At 66.0% G+C, this 20,288-nt stretch carries 17 protein-coding genes; 10 read left to right on the forward strand and 7 right to left on the reverse strand.

The genetic code is table 11. From position 1 onward, the window contains the following. Positions 1-96: 96 nt before the first annotated feature. On the reverse strand, positions 97-975 hold the full coding sequence (locus J6595_RS12400) for a branched-chain amino acid aminotransferase (protein WP_209594875.1): 879 nt from the start codon (positions 973-975) through the stop codon (positions 97-99). A 211-nt stretch (positions 976-1,186) separates the two neighbouring features. Here J6595_RS12400 and J6595_RS12405 point away from each other — a divergent pair, with 211 nt between their 5' ends. Beyond that, on the forward strand, positions 1,187-1,849 hold the full coding sequence (locus J6595_RS12405) for a haloacid dehalogenase type II (protein ID WP_425342146.1): 663 nt from the start codon (positions 1,187-1,189) through the stop codon (positions 1,847-1,849). Between the two features lie 296 nt (positions 1,850-2,145). Next, positions 2,146-2,853, forward strand: coding sequence for a L,D-transpeptidase (locus J6595_RS12410; protein WP_209594877.1), 708 nt, complete (start codon positions 2,146-2,148; stop codon positions 2,851-2,853). A gap of 186 nt (positions 2,854-3,039) precedes the next feature. Here the strand turns inward: J6595_RS12410 and J6595_RS12415 are convergent, their stop codons facing one another. Further along, a complete protein-coding gene (locus J6595_RS12415; protein ID WP_209594878.1) occupies positions 3,040-3,885 on the reverse strand; it encodes an ion transporter in 846 nt (281 codons plus the stop codon). Positions 3,886-4,186: 301 nt separating this feature from the next. Between J6595_RS12415 and J6595_RS12420 the strand changes: the two genes are divergently transcribed. From J6595_RS12420 to J6595_RS12430, 3 genes are all read left to right on the forward strand, one after another. Then, entirely contained in the window at positions 4,187-5,764 is a 1,578-nt protein-coding gene (locus J6595_RS12420) for an FAD-dependent oxidoreductase (protein ID WP_209594879.1), read from the forward strand. Positions 5,765-6,057: 293 nt separating this feature from the next. Then, complete coding sequence (locus tag J6595_RS12425) at positions 6,058-6,612, forward strand: sigma-70 family RNA polymerase sigma factor (RefSeq protein WP_209594880.1); 555 nt, start codon at positions 6,058-6,060, stop codon at positions 6,610-6,612. Continuing rightward, positions 6,612-7,250, forward strand: a complete 639-nt coding sequence (locus tag J6595_RS12430) for an NrsF family protein (protein ID WP_209594881.1) — start codon at positions 6,612-6,614, stop codon at positions 7,248-7,250. The genes J6595_RS12425 and J6595_RS12430 overlap by 1 nt, the downstream gene beginning before the upstream one ends. A 62-nt stretch (positions 7,251-7,312) precedes the next feature. Here J6595_RS12430 and J6595_RS12435 read toward each other — a convergent pair whose 3' ends face one another. Next, the gene (locus tag J6595_RS12435) at positions 7,313-7,726 is read right to left on the reverse strand and encodes a hypothetical protein (RefSeq protein WP_209594882.1); all 414 of its coding nucleotides are present in this window, start codon (positions 7,724-7,726) and stop codon (positions 7,313-7,315) included. A 171-nt stretch (positions 7,727-7,897) separates the two neighbouring features. Here J6595_RS12435 and J6595_RS12440 point away from each other — a divergent pair, with 171 nt between their 5' ends. Next, on the forward strand, positions 7,898-9,526 hold the full coding sequence (locus J6595_RS12440; protein ID WP_209594991.1) for a long-chain-fatty-acid--CoA ligase: 1,629 nt from the start codon (positions 7,898-7,900) through the stop codon (positions 9,524-9,526). A gap of 132 nt (positions 9,527-9,658) precedes the next feature. Further along, positions 9,659-10,579 (forward strand): DUF1499 domain-containing protein, encoded by a 921-nt coding sequence (locus tag J6595_RS12445; RefSeq protein WP_209594883.1) that lies wholly within the window; start codon positions 9,659-9,661, stop codon positions 10,577-10,579. An 18-nt stretch (positions 10,580-10,597) separates the two neighbouring features. Here the strand turns inward: J6595_RS12445 and J6595_RS12450 are convergent, their stop codons facing one another. The 4 genes from J6595_RS12450 to J6595_RS12465 all read right to left on the reverse strand — a co-directional run bounded on the left by J6595_RS12450 (position 10,598) and on the right by J6595_RS12465 (position 15,819). Beyond that, positions 10,598-11,539, reverse strand: a complete 942-nt coding sequence (locus J6595_RS12450) for an MBL fold metallo-hydrolase (RefSeq protein ID WP_209594884.1) — start codon at positions 11,537-11,539, stop codon at positions 10,598-10,600. Between the two features lie 235 nt (positions 11,540-11,774). After that, positions 11,775-13,274, reverse strand: a complete 1,500-nt coding sequence (locus tag J6595_RS12455) for a TadE/TadG family type IV pilus assembly protein (RefSeq protein ID WP_209594885.1) — start codon at positions 13,272-13,274, stop codon at positions 11,775-11,777. A 122-nt stretch (positions 13,275-13,396) separates the two neighbouring features. After that, positions 13,397-14,722 (reverse strand): lysine N(6)-hydroxylase/L-ornithine N(5)-oxygenase family protein, encoded by a 1,326-nt coding sequence (locus J6595_RS12460; protein ID WP_209594886.1) that lies wholly within the window; start codon positions 14,720-14,722, stop codon positions 13,397-13,399. Then, positions 14,719-15,819 (reverse strand): hypothetical protein, encoded by a 1,101-nt coding sequence (locus J6595_RS12465; RefSeq protein ID WP_209594887.1) that lies wholly within the window; start codon positions 15,817-15,819, stop codon positions 14,719-14,721. Before J6595_RS12465 ends, J6595_RS12460 begins: the two co-directional genes overlap by 4 nt. A 109-nt stretch (positions 15,820-15,928) precedes the next feature. Here J6595_RS12465 and J6595_RS12470 point away from each other — a divergent pair, with 109 nt between their 5' ends. The 3 genes from J6595_RS12470 to J6595_RS12480 are packed head-to-tail and all read left to right on the forward strand — an operon-like array spanning position 15,929 to position 20,192. Further along, positions 15,929-17,569: an IucA/IucC family protein gene (locus J6595_RS12470; RefSeq protein WP_209594888.1), complete on the forward strand. Its 1,641-nt coding sequence runs from the start codon at positions 15,929-15,931 to the stop codon at positions 17,567-17,569. Further along, positions 17,566-18,444, forward strand: coding sequence for a GNAT family N-acetyltransferase (locus J6595_RS12475; RefSeq protein WP_209594889.1), 879 nt, complete (start codon positions 17,566-17,568; stop codon positions 18,442-18,444). The genes J6595_RS12470 and J6595_RS12475 overlap by 4 nt, the downstream gene beginning before the upstream one ends. 2 nt (positions 18,445-18,446) lie before the next feature. Next, positions 18,447-20,192: an IucA/IucC family protein gene (locus J6595_RS12480; protein ID WP_209594890.1), complete on the forward strand. Its 1,746-nt coding sequence runs from the start codon at positions 18,447-18,449 to the stop codon at positions 20,190-20,192. Positions 20,193-20,288: the final 96 nt, after the last annotated feature.

The following is a 20,288-nucleotide window of genomic DNA, read 5'->3' on the forward strand; positions in this document are numbered from 1 at the left end:
AATCGCCGCAAGAACCCGGCCGGCCGACGTCAACTTTCACAGGCGCTCGCCCGCTGCCATCCCGCCGATTGCCCGGCTTACGCGCGACCTGTCCGGTCAGCTGCCGGCCTTGGCGAAGGCCATATAGGCCTCGCGCGCTTCCCGGTAGACCGGGCCGGGTTGCAGCTGGCGTTCCTCGATGCGGTTGACCGGCACGACCTTGGAGTGATTGCCCGTCGAGAAGATCTCGTCGGCATCCATGAACTCGGCGACCGACAGGCTCTTTTCCACCACCTCGCGGCCGGCGTCCCGCAACAGCTTGATCACCCGTTGGCGGGTGATGCCATTGAGGAAACAGCCGTTCGGCACGGGCGTGTAGACGACGCCGTCCTTGACGAAGAAGATGTTCGACGTGCCGGTCTCGGCGACATTGCCGATCATGTCGAGGACGAGGGCGTTCTCGAAGCCGCGGGACTTCGCCTCCATGATCGCCCGGCCGTTGTTGGGATAAAGGCAGCCGGCCTTGGCGAGGGTCGGCATCGTTTCCGGCGTCGGCCGGCGGAACGGCGAGACCGTCACCGAAAAGCCTGCCGGCTCGATCATCGGCGTCTCGTAGAGGCACAGGCAGAAGCGGGTCGATTGGGGATCGGCGGGAACGCCCATATAGCCGCCGTCCTCGGCCCAGTACATCGGCCGGATATAGACGGCGGTCTTGCCGGAAAAGCCTTCCAGGCCCTGCCGCGCCAACGCCTCGATCTCCGTTGCCGCCACTGTCGCCTTCAGGCCGAGCGCTTCGGCCGAGCGGTTGACGCGGGCGCAATGCAGGTCGAGATCGGGTGCCACGCCCTCGAACCAGCGGGCGCCGTCGAACACCGTCGAGCCGAGCCACATGGCGTGGCTCTTCGGGCCGATCAGCGCCGGGCTTCCCTCGTGCCAGGTGCCATCGACGAAAGTGCGGGTGCGAAGCTCCGACGGCGAGTTTGACGCATGCGACATGGGTTATTGCTCCTCTCGGCCCGATCGTGAAACGACGATGCCGGGTCTTTGCTCTCCAAGGCTCCGGCGGCGGCGCGGTGCCGGATCGATCCGCCTGGGTTAGCGCCGCCAAGGCGACATTTCAATCGCCGGCCGTATGGCGTCGCCGGGCCCCTGCCCCATGTTCACGCTTTCAAAGCCGCGACCGCCACGCATGAAGAGGATCTCAGCCTTGCATTCCGTCTACGTCTTCGACGCCTATGGAACGCTGTTCGACACCGGCGCCGCCGTCGCCAGGCATGGCGGCGAGATCGGCGAGAAGGGCCGGGAACTGGCCGAGGTCTGGCGGCGCAAGCAGCTCGAATATTCCTGGGTGCGCGGGCTGATGGGCGATGCCAGCCGCAATTTCTGGGAGCTGACCGAAGACGCGCTCGACTATGCCTTCGAGAAGGTCGGCGACGTCGACAAATCCCTGCGCGAGCCGCTGCTCGAGGCCTATCGCGATCTCGACTGCTACCCCGAGGTGCCGGCGACGCTGCGCGCCCTGAAGGAGCGCGAGGCGCGTGTCGTGATCCTGTCCAACGGTTCGCGCGAAATGCTGGCGCGGGCGGTGCGTTCGGCCGGGCTGGAAACCCTCGTCGACGAGGTCTTTTCGGCAGAGGATTGCGGCCAGTACAAGACGTCACCGACCGTCTACGACATGGTGACGACAAACTTCCGAATCTATCCGGACGCCGTCTCCTTCCAGTCGTCCAATCGCTGGGACATCGCCGGAGCCAAACATTTTGGCTTTCACACCGTTTGGATCAACCGGAAGAGCGAGCCCGACGAATATCCCGATCTTGCGCCCGATGCGATCCTGCCGGATCTGAAGACCCTGCCCGGCGGGCTCTGATTTCGCCGAGCGAGCCTTTGTCCGGCTCGCCGGCCGAAAGACGGCAACCGCTCACCGACGACGCTTCAGCCGGTTTTGCGATCAGCGATTGCACGACCTGGCCGTCGGCAACCTTCGAAAGACCGACACTCCTGAAGACACTGGCGCCGATGCCACAGTCGTCCGGCAAGCGACTGGCGCTCAAGCGTGTGTGATCCGGGAACCACTTCGTCACTTGGTCGTTTGTGTACAATGATTTGCGAAGGATCGGCCCGTAGAATGGCCGAATCCGAAATAATAAGATCAAGGCTGGAACGATGACCGATTTCAACGAGCGACTTCTGTCGCGGCGTGGCTTCCTGACCGTGGCTGGCGTCGGCGCCATTGCCACGGCATCCGGCTGCGCGAGTTCGACCCGCGCGCGGATCGCTTCCCTCACCGCGTTTTCCGGCGGGGGCGCCTACGGCAATCCCCGCTACAGAGAGATGTACGGCCAGATGGTCGACCACGGCGAGGTCATTCCCGCCGTCAATCTCGACCGTGTTCCCGAACAGTTTCTGCGCCGCGAGGTCGCCGATCCCACGGGTGCGGCACCGGGCACCGTCGTCGTCGATACGAGCGCGAAGTTCGCCTATTATGTCATGCCCGGCGGTCGCGCCATGCGCTACGGCGTCGGCGTGGGGCGTGAAGGCTTCGGCTGGAGCGGCAAGGCCAGGGTCCAGTTCAAGAAGATCTGGCCGACCTGGACACCGCCGAGCGAGATGATCGATCGCAAACCCGATCTGGAGGAATACCGCAACGGCATGCCCGGCGGCATCATGAACCCGCTCGGCGCCAGGGCCCTCTACCTCTTCCAGAATGGCCGCGACACGCTCTATCGCCTGCACGGCTCGCCCGAATACTGGACGATCGGCACCAATGATTCCTCGGGCTGCATCCGCTTCATGAACCAGGACATCATCGATCTGTATGACCGCGTGCCGCAGGGCGCGCCGGTGATCGTCGGATCCGGCGCCTACGTCTGATCCGATCGACAGACCGAAAGAAACGGAGCGGGTGGCATTGGCCGCCCGCTTTTCTTTGCCACGAGGCGACCCGTCACAGCACTGTCATCGCGCTGAGCGGAACTGCCGAAAAGCCGACGTTCCCGCGGTTTCCCGCTGCCGCCGGATGGATGGGCCTTTCCACTCCCGCGACAGGCGACGATGCGGTCAGTCCGGATTCGTCCCTTGTGACGGGGCTGAGACCATCTGCCCTTGGCGCAATTGCGATTGAAGCGACGCCATCTCGGTCCGCAGCGCTCGGACTTCGGCCAGCACCGCCCCCATATCGTTCATCATCGCCTCGCGCTCGTCATGGGCGTCCGACTGGTGCTGGCTCTGCATCGCGTCGACGATGATACCGACGAACAGGTTGAGCACGGCAAAGCTCGTGATCACGATGAACGGGACGAAAAATGCCCAGGCATAGGGGAATGCCTCCATCACCGGTCGGACGATGCCCATCGACCAGCTCTCCAGCGTCATGATCTGGAACAGCGAATAGGCCGATTCGCCGAGCGTGCCGAACCATTCGGGGAAGGCTTCACCGAAGAGTTTCGTCGCCATCACCGCAAAGACATAGAAAATCAGCGTGAGAAGCAGAACGATCGAGCCCATGCCGGGGATCGCGCTCAACAGGCCGGCGACGACACGGCGCATCGAGGGGACCGAGCCGATCAGCCGCAACACGCGCAGGATGCGGAACGCACGCAGCACCGAGAGATTGCCCGTTGCCGGCACCAGCGCGAAACCGACGACGATCAGATCGAAAACCCGCCACGGGTCGCGAAAGAAGGCCAGCCTGCGGACGTAGAGACGAAGCAGGAGTTCGGCGACGAAAGCCGCAAGAATGGCGCGATCGAGGCCGATCAGAAACGGCCCCGCGGCAGCCATCACCCTTTCACTGGTCTCCAGGCCGAGAGTGAACGCGTTCAGGACGATGAGCGCCGTGACAGCCCGTTCGAAGCCGGTGGTCTCGATCAGTGTGCGGGCGCGCTCTCGAAGGGAAGGATGCATCGTGGCTGAGATCTGTCTCTGGCTGGTGCACCGGCCACATGGCCGGATCGGCTGCTGGATCCGAACAGTTCCGCTGATCGGCGATTCCAAGGGTTTTGGAACCGGCAGTGAATGTGATGTCGCCAGTGATACCCGGCAAGCGGCGTTTGCCGATCAGCCTTGCGACGGCTGTTGATTGCGAAGGCAAACCCGCCGGTCGCCTCCGGTTTCCGCGACCGCCCGCCATCGGCGTGACGGAACCTGCCTGTATCGCTCGCCGTTGGCGTTCAATCGAACCATTCCAAAGTCTGAGCGAGTGACGATGAAACACGACGTCTGTGCCCTGGCCGACCTCTCCGACGACGGCCTTCACGAAGTCGAGGCCGGCGACATCAAGATCCTGCTGGCTCGTGACGGCGATCAGGTCCTCGCCACCGGCGCCCGCTGCACCCACAAGGGTGCGCCGCTGAAGAACGGCACGCGGATCGGCAATCGTGTCATCTGCCCCTGGCACCATGCCTGTTTCGATCTGACCAATGGTGATCATACCGAGCCGCCCGGACAGGGTTGCCTTTCGAGCTTCGAGACCGCTGTCGTCGACGGACGTGTCATCGTCGAGCTGCCCGAGGCCGCATCGGAGCATCGGCCGGAGGTCGCGCCGGCCGAGCGCAAGGCCGGCGGCACGCGGATCTTCGCCATCGTCGGCGCCGGCGCGGCCGCTGTCGGCTGCGCGCAGGAGCTGGTGCGTCAGGGCTTCGACGGGCGGATCGTGATGATCAGCGAAGAGGGCGAACCGCCCTATGATCGCACCGCCCTGTCGAAGACCTACCTCCAGGGCAAGACGAGCGACGACGACCTTTCCCTTCTCGGCTCCGACGGCCTCGCCGCGATCGGCGTCGAGCACATCACCGAGACCGTCGAGCGGATCGACGCGGCCAACCGCACCATCCACTTCGCCGGCAAGATCGGTCCGGACAAGGGCCTGGTTTACGACCGCTGCTTCGCCGCGCCGGGAAGCGACGCGGTCGTCCTGCCGCTGGACAATACCGATCTGCCGAATGTCCTGACCCTTCGCAGCCATGAGGATGCGGCGGCGGTCAGGAAGGCGGGCGAGACGGCGCAGGAGATCGTCATCGTCGGCGCCGGCTTCATCGGCATGGAGGCCGCAGCCGCTCTCGTCCAGAGCGGCAAGACCGTCACCGTCGTCGCGCAGGAGGCCCTGCCCTTCGCCGGCAAATGGGGCGAGGAGGTCGCCGGCCAGATCGTCGGACAGCACCGCGAGAAGGGCGTCACCATCAAGACCAGCACCGGCATATCGGCGATCGAGGCAAATCGCGGCGATCTTTGTGCCGTGCATCTGTCGAGCGGCGAGGAAGTGCCGGCCGATCTCGTTCTCCTGGCGGTCGGGGCAAAGCCGCGCCTGTCGATCTTCGGCACGGAGGCCGCGGCGGCCGGGGGCGTCGAGGTCGCGCCCGATCTGTCGGTCGATGCCAGCCTCTTTGCCGGCGGCGACGTCGCCAAATTCCCGCTGAACGGCCGTGGCTACTCGGCAAGGATCGAGCATTGGCGGGTTGCCGAACAGCATGGCCGTCACGCGGCGAAGGCCATGCTCGGCGACACGACGCCGTTTGCCGGCGTGCCGTTCTTCTGGTCGGCGCAATACGGGCCGATCCACTATGTCGGCCACGCCGCCGATTTCGACGAATGCCACATCGCGGGTGACCTCGCCGCCGGCAGCTACACCGCCTTCTACATCAAGGACGGCAAGGTGATCGCGGCGCTCGGCCGGGGCAAGGCGGACGTCACCGCCGATCTCCACGGGCTGATGATCCTGTCCGACCCGGCACCGGCGAAAACCAGCCTCGAAGCGGTGGACTGGCAGCCGAAGGAACTGCTGTAGCAAGGCGGAACTGCGGGAATTGCGACAGGCGGCAGAGCGCAGACACGTGCCCCCCCTCGCTGTCGTGGCCCGGCAAAAGGCGTCCCGCGAGCCCTTGCCGGCGCAACCGACGTTCGGCGGCAGCGCCATCGCGGCCCATGGACGGGTGAAAATTCGTCCGACCCTCCCGGTTGGTCGACGGGATAGTTGCGGCAAAAGGCGATTTCACACGCAAGTGAATGCGCGGCGATGTCGCGCGGGAAAAAAATCGGCATGGTCGAAACAATTTCCGGCACCGCTTCGAAAGGACGGTCATGGCGCCCGCCCCATCGTCGAAACGTCAGGCGCTCGATGCGCTCATGGGTCGGGCCGTCGCAGGTGACGAGAAGGCCTATCGGGCCTTTCTGACCGAGGCGGCCATCATCGTCCGCCGCTTCGCTGCAGGTCGCATGCCGCACCATTCGGCCGGGTTCGATCTCGAGGATCTCGTGCAGGAGGTTCTTCTGGCGGTTCATACCAAGCGGCACACCTGGCGGGTGGGTGAGCCGGTCACCCCCTGGCTTCTGGCGATTGCCCGCTACAAGGCCATCGACGCCTATCGCAGGCGCGGCAAGCGGGTGGAGATCGACATCGACGCGATGGGCGATGTCTTTGAGGATCCTTCGGCGATGCCGACAGCCACCGGCCACGATGTCGGACGGGCGGTCGCCTCGCTCGGCGGGAGACAACAGGCGGTCGTCTCGGCCCTATCGGTCGAGGGAAAGTCGATCAGCCAGACGGCCCGCGACCTCGATATGAGCGAGGGGGCCGTCAGGGTGGCGTTTCACCGGGGTCTCTCGACGATCGCCAGAAAATTCGGAAGGACCTGATGCAGACCGATGATCTGATCGCGCAACTGGCGGAGAGAAACGCGCGGGACGGCGAGAGCTTCGTCTTGCCGCTGTGGCTTGCCGCCCTGTTCGCGCCGGTCATCGGCTTTGCCGGCTTCATGGCGTTGCTCGGCCCGCGGCCGGATTTCCTGGCGTCGCTGTCGACGCTGCGCTTCGACATGAAATTCGTCGAGGCCGGCCTTCTGGCGATCGCCGCGCTCGGCCTTCTGGCTGCGCTGGCCCGGCCGGCCCGGCCATGGCGCAGCCGGGCGAGGATGCTCCTCGTTCCGGCCGCCGTTCTGTCTGCTGCCGTAATGGTCGAACTTGTCGTCGTTCCCGCCGATCTCTGGGGCGCGCAGGCGTTCACCGCCAACGCCTGGACCTGCCTCGTCGCCATTCCGGCGATCGGCGCGCCGGTCCTGGCGCTCTTCGTCGTCGCGCTCTCGCAGCAGGCGCCCACTCGGCCAGGGCTGGCCGGCGGCGTCGCCGGGCTCGCGGCCGCCGGCGTCTCGGCGGTGTTCTACGCGGCCCATTGCCCGAGCGATTCGCCGCTCTTCGTGGCGCTCTGGTATCCGTTGGCGACGCTCATCCTCGTCGCCGGCGGTGCCGTGGCCGGCAGGATGTTCCTGCGCTGGTAAGGCGCCGCTCGCCGACGCCGAAGCCCACGAGCGAGCAACGACGGAGCCCTTCGTTGAAGCCCTCAGGCAGTGCCCTCGGGGACCAGCCTTCCGAATGACGGCATCTCGTCGCGAATACGCGACAGAACGCCGACGAAGGCGCGGGCAAATCCGTGGAACCGGTCGCCGACCTCTTCGCGGTCCGCCACCCGCACCGCATCACCCTCGCCGTTCAAGACGGCGAAGAGGACGCGGCCGCCGCCTTCATTCGCATCGCCGATGCGGATCGCGGCTATCTCGCGCGCGTCCTCGATCGATCCGTCGGCCGGCATGGCGAACAGAAGTTCCCCGCCGATCATCTCGGCGGCCTGCCGGACGCAATCCTCGAAGCTCGTCTCGCCGAGATCGCTCGTGCCGAGCGCGATTTCGAATTCCACCGCCTCGACGCTCTCGCCTGCCTCGAACGGATCGCCCTCGACCGCCTGATTGATCTGCATGACGAACTCCCCTGTGTTGTCGTCCCTTGCACAGGGTTGTGACGGTGGGAAATGTCCAAACTTTGTTCCTCTGCCAAACGGCTGGACAAGCCGCGTCCTTTGGCGACACAGTGCGCTCAACGAGAAAACGCGGCGGCCGAACGCCGCTGTGGCGCCAAGGGAGGAACCATGATGCGCGGATTGATGCAGGACTGGCCGCTACTGTGCTCGAAGGTGATCGACCATGCGGCACACGAGCATCCGCTGCGCGAGGTCGTCAGCCGCTCGGTCGAGGGGCCGATGCACCGCACCAACTACCGCGAGGTGCGCGATCGCGCCCTGAAGATCGCCCAGATGCTCGAGCGCGACGGCTTCCAACCCGGCGACCGGATCGCCACCATGGCCTGGAACACCTGGCGGCATCTGGAATGCTGGTACGGCATCACCGGCATGGGCGGGATCTATCACACCCTCAACCCGCGGCTCTTCCCCGAGCAGCTCGCCTGGATCATGAACGACGCGGAAGACAAGCTCATCTTCGTCGACATCACCTTCATGCCGCTGATCGAGGCGCTCGCGCCGAAGGTGCCCAGCCTGAAGACGGTCGTCGTCCTCACCGACGCCGAGCACATGCCGCAGACCAAGCTCGACAACGTCGTCGCCTATGAGGAATGGCTGAAGGGCGCCGACGGCGATTTTTCCTGGCGCGAGTTCGACGAAACGACGGCCGCCGGCATGTGCTACACCTCCGGAACGACGGGCAACCCGAAGGGCGTCGTCTACTCCCATCGCTCCAACGTCCTGCATTCGATGATCGCCCAGGCGCCGGACGCGATGAACCTGTCGTCGTCCTCTCGCATGCTGCCCATCGTGCCGTTCTTCCATGCCAATGGCTGGGGCATCGCCCTGACGACGCCGATGACCGGCGCGGCCCTGGTCATGCCGGGGCCGGCCATGGACGGCGCGTCGGTCTACAAGATCCTGACCGAGGAGAGGGTGACCTGCACGGCGGCGGTTCCCACCGTCTGGCTGATGCTGCTGCAATATCTCGAGGAGCATGGCGGCGAGTTGCCCGATCTCGAGCGGGTGATCATCGGCGGTTCGGCCTGCCCGCGCCGGGTGACCGAGGCATTCCAGAACCGCTATGGCGCCCAGGTCGTCCATGCCTGGGGCATGACGGAGATGAGCCCGCTCGGCACGCTCTGTGCCATCAAGCCGGAATATGCCGATCTGACCGGCGAGGACCTTCTCGCCGTCGAAGACAAGCAGGGCTTTCCACCCTTCGGCGTCGAGATGAAGGTGACCGACGACGCCAACGTCACCCTGCCGCGCGACGGCAAGACCTTCGGCCGGCTGAAGGTGCGCGGGCCGGCAGTCGCCAGCTCCTACTACAAGAACCAGGGCGCCGAACTCTTCGACGACGAAGGCTGGTTCGACACCGGGGACGTCGCCCATATCGACCCGCACGGCTACATGCAGATCACCGACCGCGCGAAGGACGTCATCAAATCGGGCGGCGAGTGGATCTCCTCGATCGAGATCGAGAACATCGCCGTCGGTCACCCCGATGTGAGCGAGGCCGCCGTCATCGGCCTGCAGCATCCCAAATGGGACGAGCGGCCGCTTCTGATCTGCGTCAAGAGGGACGGCAGGAACCCGACAAAGGACGATCTCCTCGGCTTCCTGGAGGGCAAGATCGCCAAATGGTGGATGCCCGACGACGTGGTCTTCGTCGAGGAAATCCCCCATACGGCGGCAGGCAAGATCCGCAAGACGGCATTGCGCGAGGAGTTTGGCGACTATGTTCTGCCGACGGCGTGAGGGAACCCCCGAAGCCGGCCGCGCCGCACCCGGCCCGGGAAGGTTCGAAAGCCGGCCTTTCCCGGCAGCCGCGATTTCGGCTAAGGTCCGGCCGTGATCGTTCCGTGAGCCCGCTTTCATGAGCCCGTTTTCATGACCATGGCCTTCGCCAACCTCCCGGTCTCCGGCCATTTCGTCCGCAAGCGCGTGCGGCTTGCCGGCTTCGCCCGCTGGCTCGCCGTGTTCGCGCTTGTTCTGGTGGTGGTTGGTTTCGCGGTCTTCAGAATGCGGGGGATCGAGCCACAGGCGCTGGCGGGCCTTCTGATCCTGTCGGCGGCGATGGCGGCGATCGCCTTCGTCATCGCTGTCTACGGTCTGGCGCGGGTCTGGTTCGGCGGGCTCCTGGGCGGTGGCAAGCTGATCGCCGCCTTTGCCTTTTCACTGGTCGCGCTTTCGCCCTTCGCTTTCGCGGCATTCCTGGCAGTGGAAAATCCCCGTGCCAACACCGCCTATAGCGAGGGCATGGAGCCTGACGTCGACCCGGGCGTCGTCGATGCGCCGCAGGACACCCTGCCGCGCTGGCAGCGGGCGATCAATGCCGAGGATCCGCCGAGCATCGTCACCGGACGGCGGTTTCTGGCTGCCGCACCCGAGATCTACAAGGCGGCTCGCCTGGTTCTCGCAGACAAGGGCTGGAAGATCGACGACGTCGTCGTCGGCGATCCCGACGACCAGCCGACCGGTCCCGAGACCGGCGATCTCGGCGTCAGCGGCACGATCGACATTCCCGTCCCGACGTCACGCGCCGAGGCCGAGCAGCTGAGCGCCGAAGACCTCGCCGGCACCCGCGACAGCGATCAGTACCGCATCGAGGCGACGGCCCGCGACTTTCTGCTCGGCCTGCCGAGCATCGTCGTCATCCGCATCGTCGAGGATGGCAACGAGACCTTCGTCGATGCCCGCTCGACCTCGCTCCGGATGCAGATCGACTTCGGCCAGAACCGACGCTTCCTCGAAGGCTTCTTCGCCGATCTCGACACGGCACTGGCCGGTCAGGTCTCGACAGGCTCGTGACGGTGCGGGCGGCCCGACTTACCCGACCGGCGAGACCAGCCGGTAGGTCGCCATCCCGTTCGCATCGCCTGCCTTGACGATTTGGCCGCGCTCTTCCAGATCGAGAAGATGCGCCAGGACCGAGAGGCCGGCGGCGCGGGTCAGTCTCGGATCAAGGCCGGGATAGGTCGCGGCGACGATCTGGTCGATCGTCCCGTCACCGGCCGCAAGGTGCTTGAGGATCGTCGCCTCACGCATCAGCCGATGCCGGATCAGCCCACGGACGAAGGGAACCGGCCGCTCCACCGGGCCGCCATGGCCGGGCAGATAGACGTCTTCCGTGCGCCCGAGGAGCTTTTCGAGCGAGGCCATGTAGTCGCCCATCGCGCCGTCGGGCGGCGCGACGACCGGCGTCGACCAGGCCATGACGTGATCGCCTGAAAACAGGACACCTGCCTCCGGCAGCGCCAGCGCCAGGTGATCGAAGGCGTGGCCGGGCGTCGCGACGGTCTCGACGGTCCGGCCTGCGAGATCGAGCCTGTCGCCGTCGCCGAGGTGGCGGGCATAGACGATGTCTTCGGCCGGCGGAACGTCGAGCGGTTTGCCCTCCTCGGCATTCTCTATCGCCCCACGCCCCTTGGCGCCGAAAAGCGGCGCTGCAACCTTTGCCGAAAAGCGCATCGCCAGCGCGGAGTGGTCCGAATGGGTGTGGGTGAGAAGAACCGCATCGACCCTTCGCCCGGCGACGGCGCCAAGCAGCGTTTCGAGATGGCGATCGTCCGCCGGCCCCGGATCGATCACGAAACAGCGCGCGTCGTCGCCGACGACATAGCTGTTGGTTCCCGCGAAAGTCATGGGCGACGGGTTGTTCGCCGTCACCCGCAAAATGCCGGGGGCGACTTCGACGGCGCGGCCATAGGCGGGATCGAAGCCTTTGGAAAATTGCGGCCCGTCGGGTTTTTCGGTGGCGGCGTTGGTCATTGGCACTCAGCTGATACCGGTTATCGTCGTCCGTCATGCCTTCTTATCGGCAAGCCCGCCGGATCGGAACCGCCGGACGACGATCGACCGCACTGGTCCATGCGTCATGCCCCGAAAGTCGGGCGACACGCAGCCGAAGATCCGCCGGTGCGCCGGCGGGCTCGAGCGATCGATTGCAAAAGAATCGGGCGCCTCGTTCAAAGGGCAATAGATCAACCGAAGCGGCCCTGCCGCGTCAGCTGACGATCCGCAGGCGCTTCACGCGTTCGGCGATGTCCTGGAAAACCGCGCTCAGCTCGCTCGCTTGCTTTACCGAATAATAGTGGCCGGCGTCGGTCGCGCAGTTCTGCAGGAGCGTCTCGTTCCCCTCGATCACCCGGATCGTGTAGAGTTCGAGGTCGGAGCCGTCGGTGTTGGTCATCGCCTTGGCACTGGAGCAGGCGAGCTCGGTGCGATCGTCGATCGATGCACTGTCGGAGGAGTTGTACCAGCGGTCCTGCGTGTTGTCGCCATCGGTCAGAACGACCATGATCTTCTTGGTGCGCGTATCGGAATTCGCCCCCTGCAGCGGATTGGCGCTGGTCAGCGCCTCCATGCCCCACTGGACGCCGATGGCGATGTTGGTGGTGCCGGACGGGGTGAGCTTGGCGACGGCGGTTCTCAGACCGTCGAAGTCGTCCGTCAGGCCGACCACCGGCTGCAACGAGCTGCTGCACGCGGCCGAGCGGGTATAGAGGGTCTCGGCGTCGCTGGAGACGGCGACGTCGGGTGTCGTGTCGTATGGCTGCAGGCGATCCATGATGCAGCCCGAATAATTTCCATAGACCTTCGTCAACGTCTCGTCACGGCTATAGACCAGGGACGCATCGCTGATGGTACAATCGCTGTACGTCCTTTTCTTACAGCTATAGGTATACCGCGTGATCTTGAGAACCTGATCGGGCGTATCACTCGCCGTGTAGTAATATTTTATATATCTGTGCGACGAACGGTCTCGGCCGGCATAGTAGGTCTCGCCGGTGCCGAGGACGAAGCCGTCATCGCCGGAATTGCAGTAGCCCTTGTCCGGCTCAGACAGGAAACGGCAATCGGCCTTTGGCGGCTCGAGCATCGTCATGTTGGCGTCGTCGATCCTGATCTGATAGTCGAACGGGATCATTGCCACCTGCACCTTGGCTTCCTCAGAGACGTCGTCGAAATTGTCGAGGAAGAGGTTCACCGCAGCCTTGAGCTGCGTCATCTTGCCATAATACTCCATCGAGCCGGTCGAATCGAGGACCAGCGCAATGTCGAGGGGGGTGTCTGACTGCTTGACCACCGACTGGACCGCCATGTCGAGCTTGTCGATGCTGATCAGGCCCAGAAAGGCCGTCGGCATGGAGAAGGTCGCGTCATAGACCCAGGACCCGTCGACTTTCTTGAGAGCGGTCGACTGCACTTCGATATCGGGATCGAGATTGGCCTTGAAGTACATGTCGGCGCGCTCGATCCGCGCCTTCTCGTCATTGCCGGAATATTTGGCGGCGGTCAGCGCAGCGGAATCGGCGGCCGCCTGGACACTCGATTTTTCGCGCAGAGCGTTGGAGTAGTCGACGGCGCCGCCGATACCCAGGATCAGGGGAACGGCCGACAACCCGAAGATCAGCCCGAAATTGCCGCCATTCGCCGCCGCAAAGCGGCCGAGGCTGTCGAAGATGCCGCCCAAGGCAACCTTGCCGTCGTGACCCGAGATCATGTGCGCTTGTTCCGGTGAGACTGATGGTTGCCGGTGACAATTGCAAAAATTCCCTAAGGATCACTTTGCAGGATCGCGTCAATGCGACCAACCACGCGCCATACCCCCTTTTTGACGCTCGGTCAGGACGCCGTCAGCCGCGGCAACGGGCGTGCCCCGGCATCGTCGCTCTCCCCATCGCCTCGCCAGCGAACGAGGGGGTCTTCCTCGGCGAGGGGAAAGACCGCACGGCCGCAGAGATCGTTGAGGATGACGGCGCTGCGCCAGGCCGCCATCGAAAGCTGCGGGTCGATGACGCCATAGGTGCGGCGCCCCTGATTGAGCCCGTAGATCGGATTGTCGTCGGGCCCGTCCCAGACGACGCGGTAGTTCGCTCCGAGTGCCAGCGCCCCGTCGGTTTCGAGCGCCAGGCGGCTGCCGAGACCCGCTAGGCAGGAGGGTGCGGCGGCGCGATATCCCGTGGCAAGAACGACGACATCCGCCTCCAGCGCCTCGCGCATGCCCTCCGCGTTGGAGGAGACGACCGTCTGGCCACAGCCGCCCGGACGGATGTGAAGGAGATTGCGCCCGGGATGGAGACAAACGTCGTCGCGGCCTTCGAGATGCCGGCGGCGATAAAGATGGCGATAGATCTCGTCGGCGGTCGCGGGCGTCAGCCCGTCCGAGGCGAATTTCTGCGAGGCGAGCGCCCGCGCCTGAACCTCCAGCGGCATCTCGCGATAGGCCGCGAGATAGCCGGGGGTGAAGAACTGGTCGACGAGGCCGCCCTCCTGCAGGGTCCAGAAGCCGTCGCGGCGGCTGATCCAGTCGATCGAGGCGGGCGCCGACGGGCCATCTTGCTGCAAAAGGTTGAGCACCACCTCGGCGCCCGACTGGCCGCCGCCGACGACGGCGACCCGGCGGCCGGCGACCTTCGGCCGGATCTCCAGATAGCGGCTGGCATGGAAGCAGGCCGGGCCCGTCACGACGCCGGCCGGAATCATCGGCACGCGGCCGGTGCCGATGGCGAGCGCCCGCGCGCGGCACTCCGGGCGGTCGTCGAAGCCCAGCCGGAAATATCCGTCCTCGTATCTGACCGACTCCACCGATGCGCCGAAATGCGTCGAGGAAAGGCCTTCGGCCGCCCAGGCGAGATAGGTGCTGAACTCCTGCCGCGAGACCGTCTCGAAACGCGCCGACATGAAGTCGAAGAACCGCCCCTTCTCGACCAGATGGTTGAGGAAGCTCCACGGGCTGGTCGGGCAGACCGGCGTGACGAGGTCCTTCAGGGGCGAGGTCTGCAGCATCGCATCGGGGAAGCACAGCCCGGGGTGCCAGGCGAAGGTTTCGCGCCGCTCGAAAAAGGCGGTTGCAACGGCTGGAATGCCGTCGGCCAACGCCGCGAGGCTGAGGTTGAACGGGCCGATGCCGATCCCAGCGAGGTCGACGATTTCAGTATCCTGTCTCATGCCGCGGGTTTCCTCGATGACGAAATGGCCAGCATGGCCGAAGCCATGAGGATGGCCGACAAAATGACCGATCGGTCCGGGCCGAAGGTGAGGACGGCCGAGCCGATCAGGGCGCCGACGGCAAGCCCGCCGGTGGAGACGGTGGCGTTCCAGGCGGCCTGGCTGGCGCCCCGCGCCTGTGACCGGCGAAGCGCGCCGTGAAGATTGTGGGTGAGCAGCATCGCGCTGGCCCCGCCGACGATGGCCGAAAGCGCGACGACGAGACCAGCTGAGGGCCAGAGCGCCATCCACAGCAGCGCTGCTCCGCCGACAAGCGCGGCCAGCCGCAGACCTGCGATCCCCACCTTCGGCGTGACGAACCGATGGGCGACGAGAAGGCCGATATTGGCCGCGGCGAGCGCGAAGCCGGCCGTTGTCGCGGCGGCGAAATCGCCGGCGCCCGGCTGCGCCGCAAGGAGCGGAGCGAGCGAGACATGGGTGATGCCGAGGCTCGCCTGAACGACGAAGGGGAGCGCCAGGCTCTTGATGTCGGGCGGCGCGAAACCGAAGATCTCCGGCGTTCGCGGCGGGCCGTCGTGCCGCATGGCCCAAAGGCTCGACACGCTGCCGGCGATCGCCGGAAGCATCGGCAGGACGACGCTGATCGCGATCATCGGGCCGACCAGAACCGCGCTCGCCGCCCGGCCGATCCCGGCGAAGGACTGTGTCGCGGCGAGCCTCTCGCGCGAGCGCGCGCCGCCGGCAAGGCTCAGCGTCTGGGCGTGCACCAGCACCGTCGCGGCCGAGACGCCCTGAAACAGCCGCAAGCCCAGGAGCCCGATCAGGGCGAGGCCCGGCGTCACCGGCTGGATGAGCAGAAGCGCCAGGCCGATGGAGCAGACGATCATGGCGACCAGCGAGGGCCGCACGAGGCGCCGGCTGCCGAACAGGCCCATCAGCGGGATGGTCGCCGTGGATGCAGCCATGCCGAGGGCGACCGCCGTCCCAACGACAGGGTCGGACAGGCCGAGCCGCCCGGCGATCAATGGCAGCATCGCCATCAACGCCGTTTGCTGGAATGCGTGTCCCATCAGGGCGGGAGCGAGAGGAGCGTTCATCGAGGCGGCAAAATTCATACGCGGTGACGAGCGTCAAGAAAAATCTTGACTGCAATAGTCATGTTTATAGTTTGCCGCTCGAAAGCTGCCAGGGGGAGCCGTTCCTGCGATGACCGAAACTGCCGATATTCCCGCCCTCGACGCCTTCCTGAACGCAGCGCTCAGGGAAAACCGCCTCAAGGGCGCTCACTTCAACGGGGCGCAGCTTCGCTTCGCTCTCTGCGATGAAAGCCCGGTCACGGTCGCCGTCATCGGGCGCAGCCGGTTCCGCTGTCGATTCGCGCCGCCCTTGACGATCGCCGGCAGGCCCGCCCGGATCGAGGAACTGCTGCAACGCCTCACCGAGACGGCCGAACCGGCCTTTTCCGAGCGGGTCGCGGCCAGCCTTCGCGCCATTCGCGGCACCAGCGACGCAGAAGGCGATCCGCAGGGCTGGAACTTCCGTAAGGCGGAAACCGCCTTGCGCTTCGGCCACGTGCTCCATCCCAATCCGCGCTCGCGCGACGGCATCACCGCCGAGGAAGCCGCGATCTATGCGCCCGAATCCGGCGGGCGCTTCGCGCTCGAATGGTTTGCCGTCGAGCCCGAGCGCTGGACGGGCGGCGGCTTCGCCGTCGAAGGCTTTTCACGCCTTGCCCGCGCCGACGGCATCGAGCCGCCGACGAACCGCCGCGTCTTTCCGGTCCATCCGTTTCAGCTCTCGCGTCTGAAGAACGACTCGCGCTTCGCCGACTTGCGCGCCAAAGGCTCAGTCGAGCCGCTCGGACCCGGTCGGCCGGACTGGAGCGCCACGGCCTCGATGCGGGCGGTCCACGGCTTTCACGCCCCCTTCATGGTGAAATTCTCACTCAGCCTTCGCCTGACCAATTCGATGCGGCTGTTGTCCCACCGCGAGGTTCTGCGCGGGCTGCATGTCACCGACCTTTTGAACAGCGCGGTCGGGGCGGAGATCTCGGCCACCTTTGCGGGCCTCACCATCCTCACCGAACCGGCCTTCGCCGCGCTGACAAACGAGCGCGGCGCGCTCATCCCCGAGACCATCGCCGTCCTGCGCGACAACCCCTATCGCGACGCCGCAGCGCCCGGCCCGGTCATCCTCGCGGCTCTCTGCGAGGCGCCGCGAAAGGGCCTCTCGCCGCTCGGCCGCATCGTCACGAGCCTTTCCGATAACGGCGACACGGCACCCATGGCGATGCGCTGGTTCGCGGCGTTTCTCGACAAGGCGATCTGGCCGATCCTGGAAATGCGGGCCCGTTTCGGCCTCCTTTTCGGCTCGCACCAGCAGAACATGATGCTGAAGCTCGAAGGCGGCTGGCCAAGCGGCGTTGCGATCCGCGACTGCCAGGGAACCGGCCATCTGACGACCTTCCACGAGCGGCTGTCGAGCGTCTGCCCGGGCATTGGCGAAGGGGCCGAGAACATCGTTCCCCCGGAAGCGGGCGATGCACTCCTCACCTACTACGTCGTCGTCAATTCGGTGATGAACACGCTCTCGATGATCGTCCTCGACGAGCTTGCCGGGGAGGACGCCCTTCTCGCCCTCTGGCGGAGCTTTCTCGAACGCTGCGCCCGCGAGACACCCGGCGACGCCACCCTCTACCGCCGGCTCCTGGAGCGCCCCGGCCTCACCGCCAAGGCCAATTTCGCCACCTCGCTCTCCGGCGTCAACGAGGCCGATGGCGGCGCCGACGGCCAGCTCGCCAGCTTTCTCGAACTCGACAACCCCATCGCTTTGACAGAGGCCGCATGACCCTGACATTTCCGCTGCCCGTCTCCGCCGGCTCGAAAGTCTTCGAGCTTTGGCGCGAACTCGATCGACGCTTCGCCGAGAGCGCGGCCGACCGGCTCGATCTTTCGCCGGCAAGGCTTGCGGAAGACGGCATCAGCCTGCGCGAGCTTCGCTGCGGCTATGCCGCCGATGGCGCGATCGTCGTCGAGCGCTCGGGCTTCTATCAATCGGCCGGGCTGTGGACGAACAATCCTTCGGCAACGCACATGTCGGCCGGCCTCATCGCAGGCCCGGACGGCCGCGACCATCCGCGTCGGCCGGCCAAGCCCGTCGGCGGCTTCTACGAGCGCTTCGACCGCGAGGCGGGAGCGAGCGTCGGCTTCGAGGTCTTGGAACTCGAGCAGCATCTGTCGCTCTTCCACCGCTGGCAGAACGATCCGCGCGTCGCCTTCTTCTGGGAAGAGGACAAGTCCGAGGCCGAACTCGCCGCCTATCTGACGGCCCGGATCGACAATCCGAGCGTCATACCGGTGATCGCGAGTTTCGACGGCGATCCGGCCGGCTATCTGGAATTCTACTGGGGCCGCGAGGACCGGCTCGGCGCCTATTACGACGCCCACCCCTTCGATCGCGGCTGGCACGGCCTGATCGGCGAGCGCAGGCATCTGGGACGCCGAAAGACCGCGGCGTGGATCCGGTCGCTGACCCACTTTCTCTTCCTCGACTGCCCGATGACCGAGAAGATCGTCGGCGAGCCCCGCGCCGACAACGTCAAGCTCCTGCGCTATACCGACCCCCTCGCCTACCGGAAGATCCGGGAGTTCGACTTCCCCCACAAGCGCGCCGCGCTGATGCATTGCGACCGCGGCGATTTCTTCGCGACCGTGAGGTTCTGAAGATGATCGGGAGCGTCACACAGCAGCGCTTCGACGCGGTCGGTCGGCGCTGGCTTGCCAAGGCGATCAGCGAACTGTCCTTCGAGGAGGTGTTCGCGCCGGGGGATGGCCGGCTGTCCCTCGCCTCAGGCGCGACCTACAGCTTTGAAGCCACCCGGCGCATCTGGGGCAATCTCGACATCGACCCGGCGAGCATCAGCCGGAACGGCGAGGCGCCCTCGCCGCTGCAATTCGTCATCGACGCCAGAGCCGAGCTCGCCATGGCGCCGGCGACGGAGGCGATGTTCCTGAAGGAGCTGAAGAACACGCTTCTTCAGGACTGCGCCATCGACGCGCGCTGGGGCGGCCTTTCGGCCGAAGAGCTCGCCGATCTTCCGACCGACGCTCTCCATGCCGCGCTCGAGGGCCATCCCAAGGCCGTCGCCAACAAGGGCCGGCTCGGCTGGGGCCTCACCGACCACGCCCTCTATGCGCCGGAAAGCGCCGAGCCGATCAAGCTGCAATGGCTCGCCCTCGACCCCGCATATGTGCGGCGCGGGAGCGGCGCCGGCATCGAGGATGCCGCACTGCTCGACGCGGTGCTCGGCCCGGAGGAGGCGGCCCGCCTCATCGCCGCTGCCGGCAATGGCGCCGAGGCCGGCAAGCCGATCCTGATGCCGGTCCATCCCTGGCAGTGGGACAATTGCCTCGCCCAGAGCCTCGTCGCCGACATCGCCGCGGGGCGCGCACGCCATCTCGGCACCTTCGGCCCGGAGTTCGTGGCAAGCCCCAGCCTGCGCACGCTCGTTCCGAAAAATGGCGGGCCCTATGAGGTGAAGCTCGCGCTCGCCATTCTCAACACCTCCGCCTGGCGCGGCATGCCCGGCAAATACATCGAGCAGGGCGCGGCGATCTCCGACTGGGTCGAGGCGATCCTTGCTGACGATCCGGTGACGGCGGAGACCGTCACGGTGCAGCGTGAGGTGCTCGGCCTGTGGTGGACCGATCCGATCCTCGCCCAGGCGCCGGACGCGCCCTATCGCTGGCACGAAACCCTCGGCGCGATCTTTCGCGAGCAAGCCGAGGCGAAGCTTCCCGGCAAGCGCGTCGTGATGGCGGCCGCCCTCTTTCACGAGGGTGCAGACGGTCTGCCGCTGGCGGCGGTCTTTGCCCGGCGCTCGGGGCTTTCGATCGAGGACTGGCTGACGAGGCTGTTTCAGGTGTCCGTCGTGCCGCTCTGGCACATCTTGTGCCGCACCGGTCTCGGCTTCATCGCCCATGGCCAGAACATCAGCGTGGTCCTCGAAGACGACCTGCCGGTCGGCATCACGGTGAAGGACTTTCAGGGCGATCTCGACCTCGTCGATCAGGACTTTCCCGAGACCGCCAGCCTGCCGGAGGCCGCCCGCGCCGTCCTGCCGCGAAAGCCGCCGGCCTATATCGTCCACAACATCCAGACGGCGCATTTCGTCACCGTGCTGCGCTTCCTGTCGGCCGGCCTCGCGCGCCATGGCATCCTCGGCGAAGCGCGGTTCTACGGCCTTCTGCGCGACGCGCTCCTCGCCCATGCCGCCGCTCACCCACAGATGGCCGAGCGCTTCGCCAAGTTCGATCTCTTCCAGCCGACAATGCCCCGTGTCGCGATCAACCGGGTGCGGTTTCAGATCGGCTACGAGGACGCGGCGCAAAGGCCGCTGCCGGCCCGCGGAACCGACCTCGACAACCCGCTGGCGCATAAGGCTGGCCATCGCAGCGAAGCGGCGGAGTGAGGAGGCGGTTGCATTGCTCGGAAAGGCCGCGGCGAGTTACCCCCCCCCCTCTGCCTGCCGGCATCTCCCCCACAAGGGGGGAGATCGATGGCTTCG

It is taken from the genome of Jiella mangrovi (assembly GCF_017815135.1).
GTDB lineage: Bacteria > Pseudomonadota > Alphaproteobacteria > Rhizobiales > Rhizobiaceae > Jiella > Jiella mangrovi.

Excerpts from the sequence above, each read along its gene's own strand:
- J6595_RS12400 (WP_209594875.1), bottom strand. The coding sequence starts at position 975 with ATGTCGCATGCGTCAAACTCGCCGTCGGAGCTTCGCACCCGCACTTTC.
- J6595_RS12410 (WP_209594877.1), top strand. The coding sequence starts at position 2,146 with ATGACCGATTTCAACGAGCGACTTCTGTCGCGGCGTGGCTTCCTGACC.
- J6595_RS12415 (WP_209594878.1), bottom strand. The coding sequence starts at position 3,885 with ATGCATCCTTCCCTTCGAGAGCGCGCCCGCACACTGATCGAGACCACC.
- J6595_RS12420 (WP_209594879.1), top strand. The coding sequence starts at position 4,187 with ATGAAACACGACGTCTGTGCCCTGGCCGACCTCTCCGACGACGGCCTT.
- J6595_RS12425 (WP_209594880.1), top strand. The coding sequence starts at position 6,058 with ATGGCGCCCGCCCCATCGTCGAAACGTCAGGCGCTCGATGCGCTCATG.
- J6595_RS12430 (WP_209594881.1), top strand. The coding sequence starts at position 6,612 with ATGCAGACCGATGATCTGATCGCGCAACTGGCGGAGAGAAACGCGCGG.
- J6595_RS12435 (WP_209594882.1), bottom strand. The coding sequence starts at position 7,726 with ATGCAGATCAATCAGGCGGTCGAGGGCGATCCGTTCGAGGCAGGCGAG.
- J6595_RS12440 (WP_209594991.1), top strand. The coding sequence starts at position 7,898 with ATGCGCGGATTGATGCAGGACTGGCCGCTACTGTGCTCGAAGGTGATC.
- J6595_RS12445 (WP_209594883.1), top strand. The coding sequence starts at position 9,659 with ATGACCATGGCCTTCGCCAACCTCCCGGTCTCCGGCCATTTCGTCCGC.
- J6595_RS12450 (WP_209594884.1), bottom strand. The coding sequence starts at position 11,539 with ATGACCAACGCCGCCACCGAAAAACCCGACGGGCCGCAATTTTCCAAA.
- J6595_RS12455 (WP_209594885.1), bottom strand. The coding sequence starts at position 13,274 with ATGATCTCGGGTCACGACGGCAAGGTTGCCTTGGGCGGCATCTTCGAC.
- J6595_RS12460 (WP_209594886.1), bottom strand. The coding sequence starts at position 14,722 with ATGAGACAGGATACTGAAATCGTCGACCTCGCTGGGATCGGCATCGGC.
- J6595_RS12465 (WP_209594887.1), bottom strand. The coding sequence starts at position 15,819 with ATGAACGCTCCTCTCGCTCCCGCCCTGATGGGACACGCATTCCAGCAA.
- J6595_RS12470 (WP_209594888.1), top strand. The coding sequence starts at position 15,929 with ATGACCGAAACTGCCGATATTCCCGCCCTCGACGCCTTCCTGAACGCA.
- J6595_RS12475 (WP_209594889.1), top strand. The coding sequence starts at position 17,566 with ATGACCCTGACATTTCCGCTGCCCGTCTCCGCCGGCTCGAAAGTCTTC.
- J6595_RS12480 (WP_209594890.1), top strand. The coding sequence starts at position 18,447 with ATGATCGGGAGCGTCACACAGCAGCGCTTCGACGCGGTCGGTCGGCGC.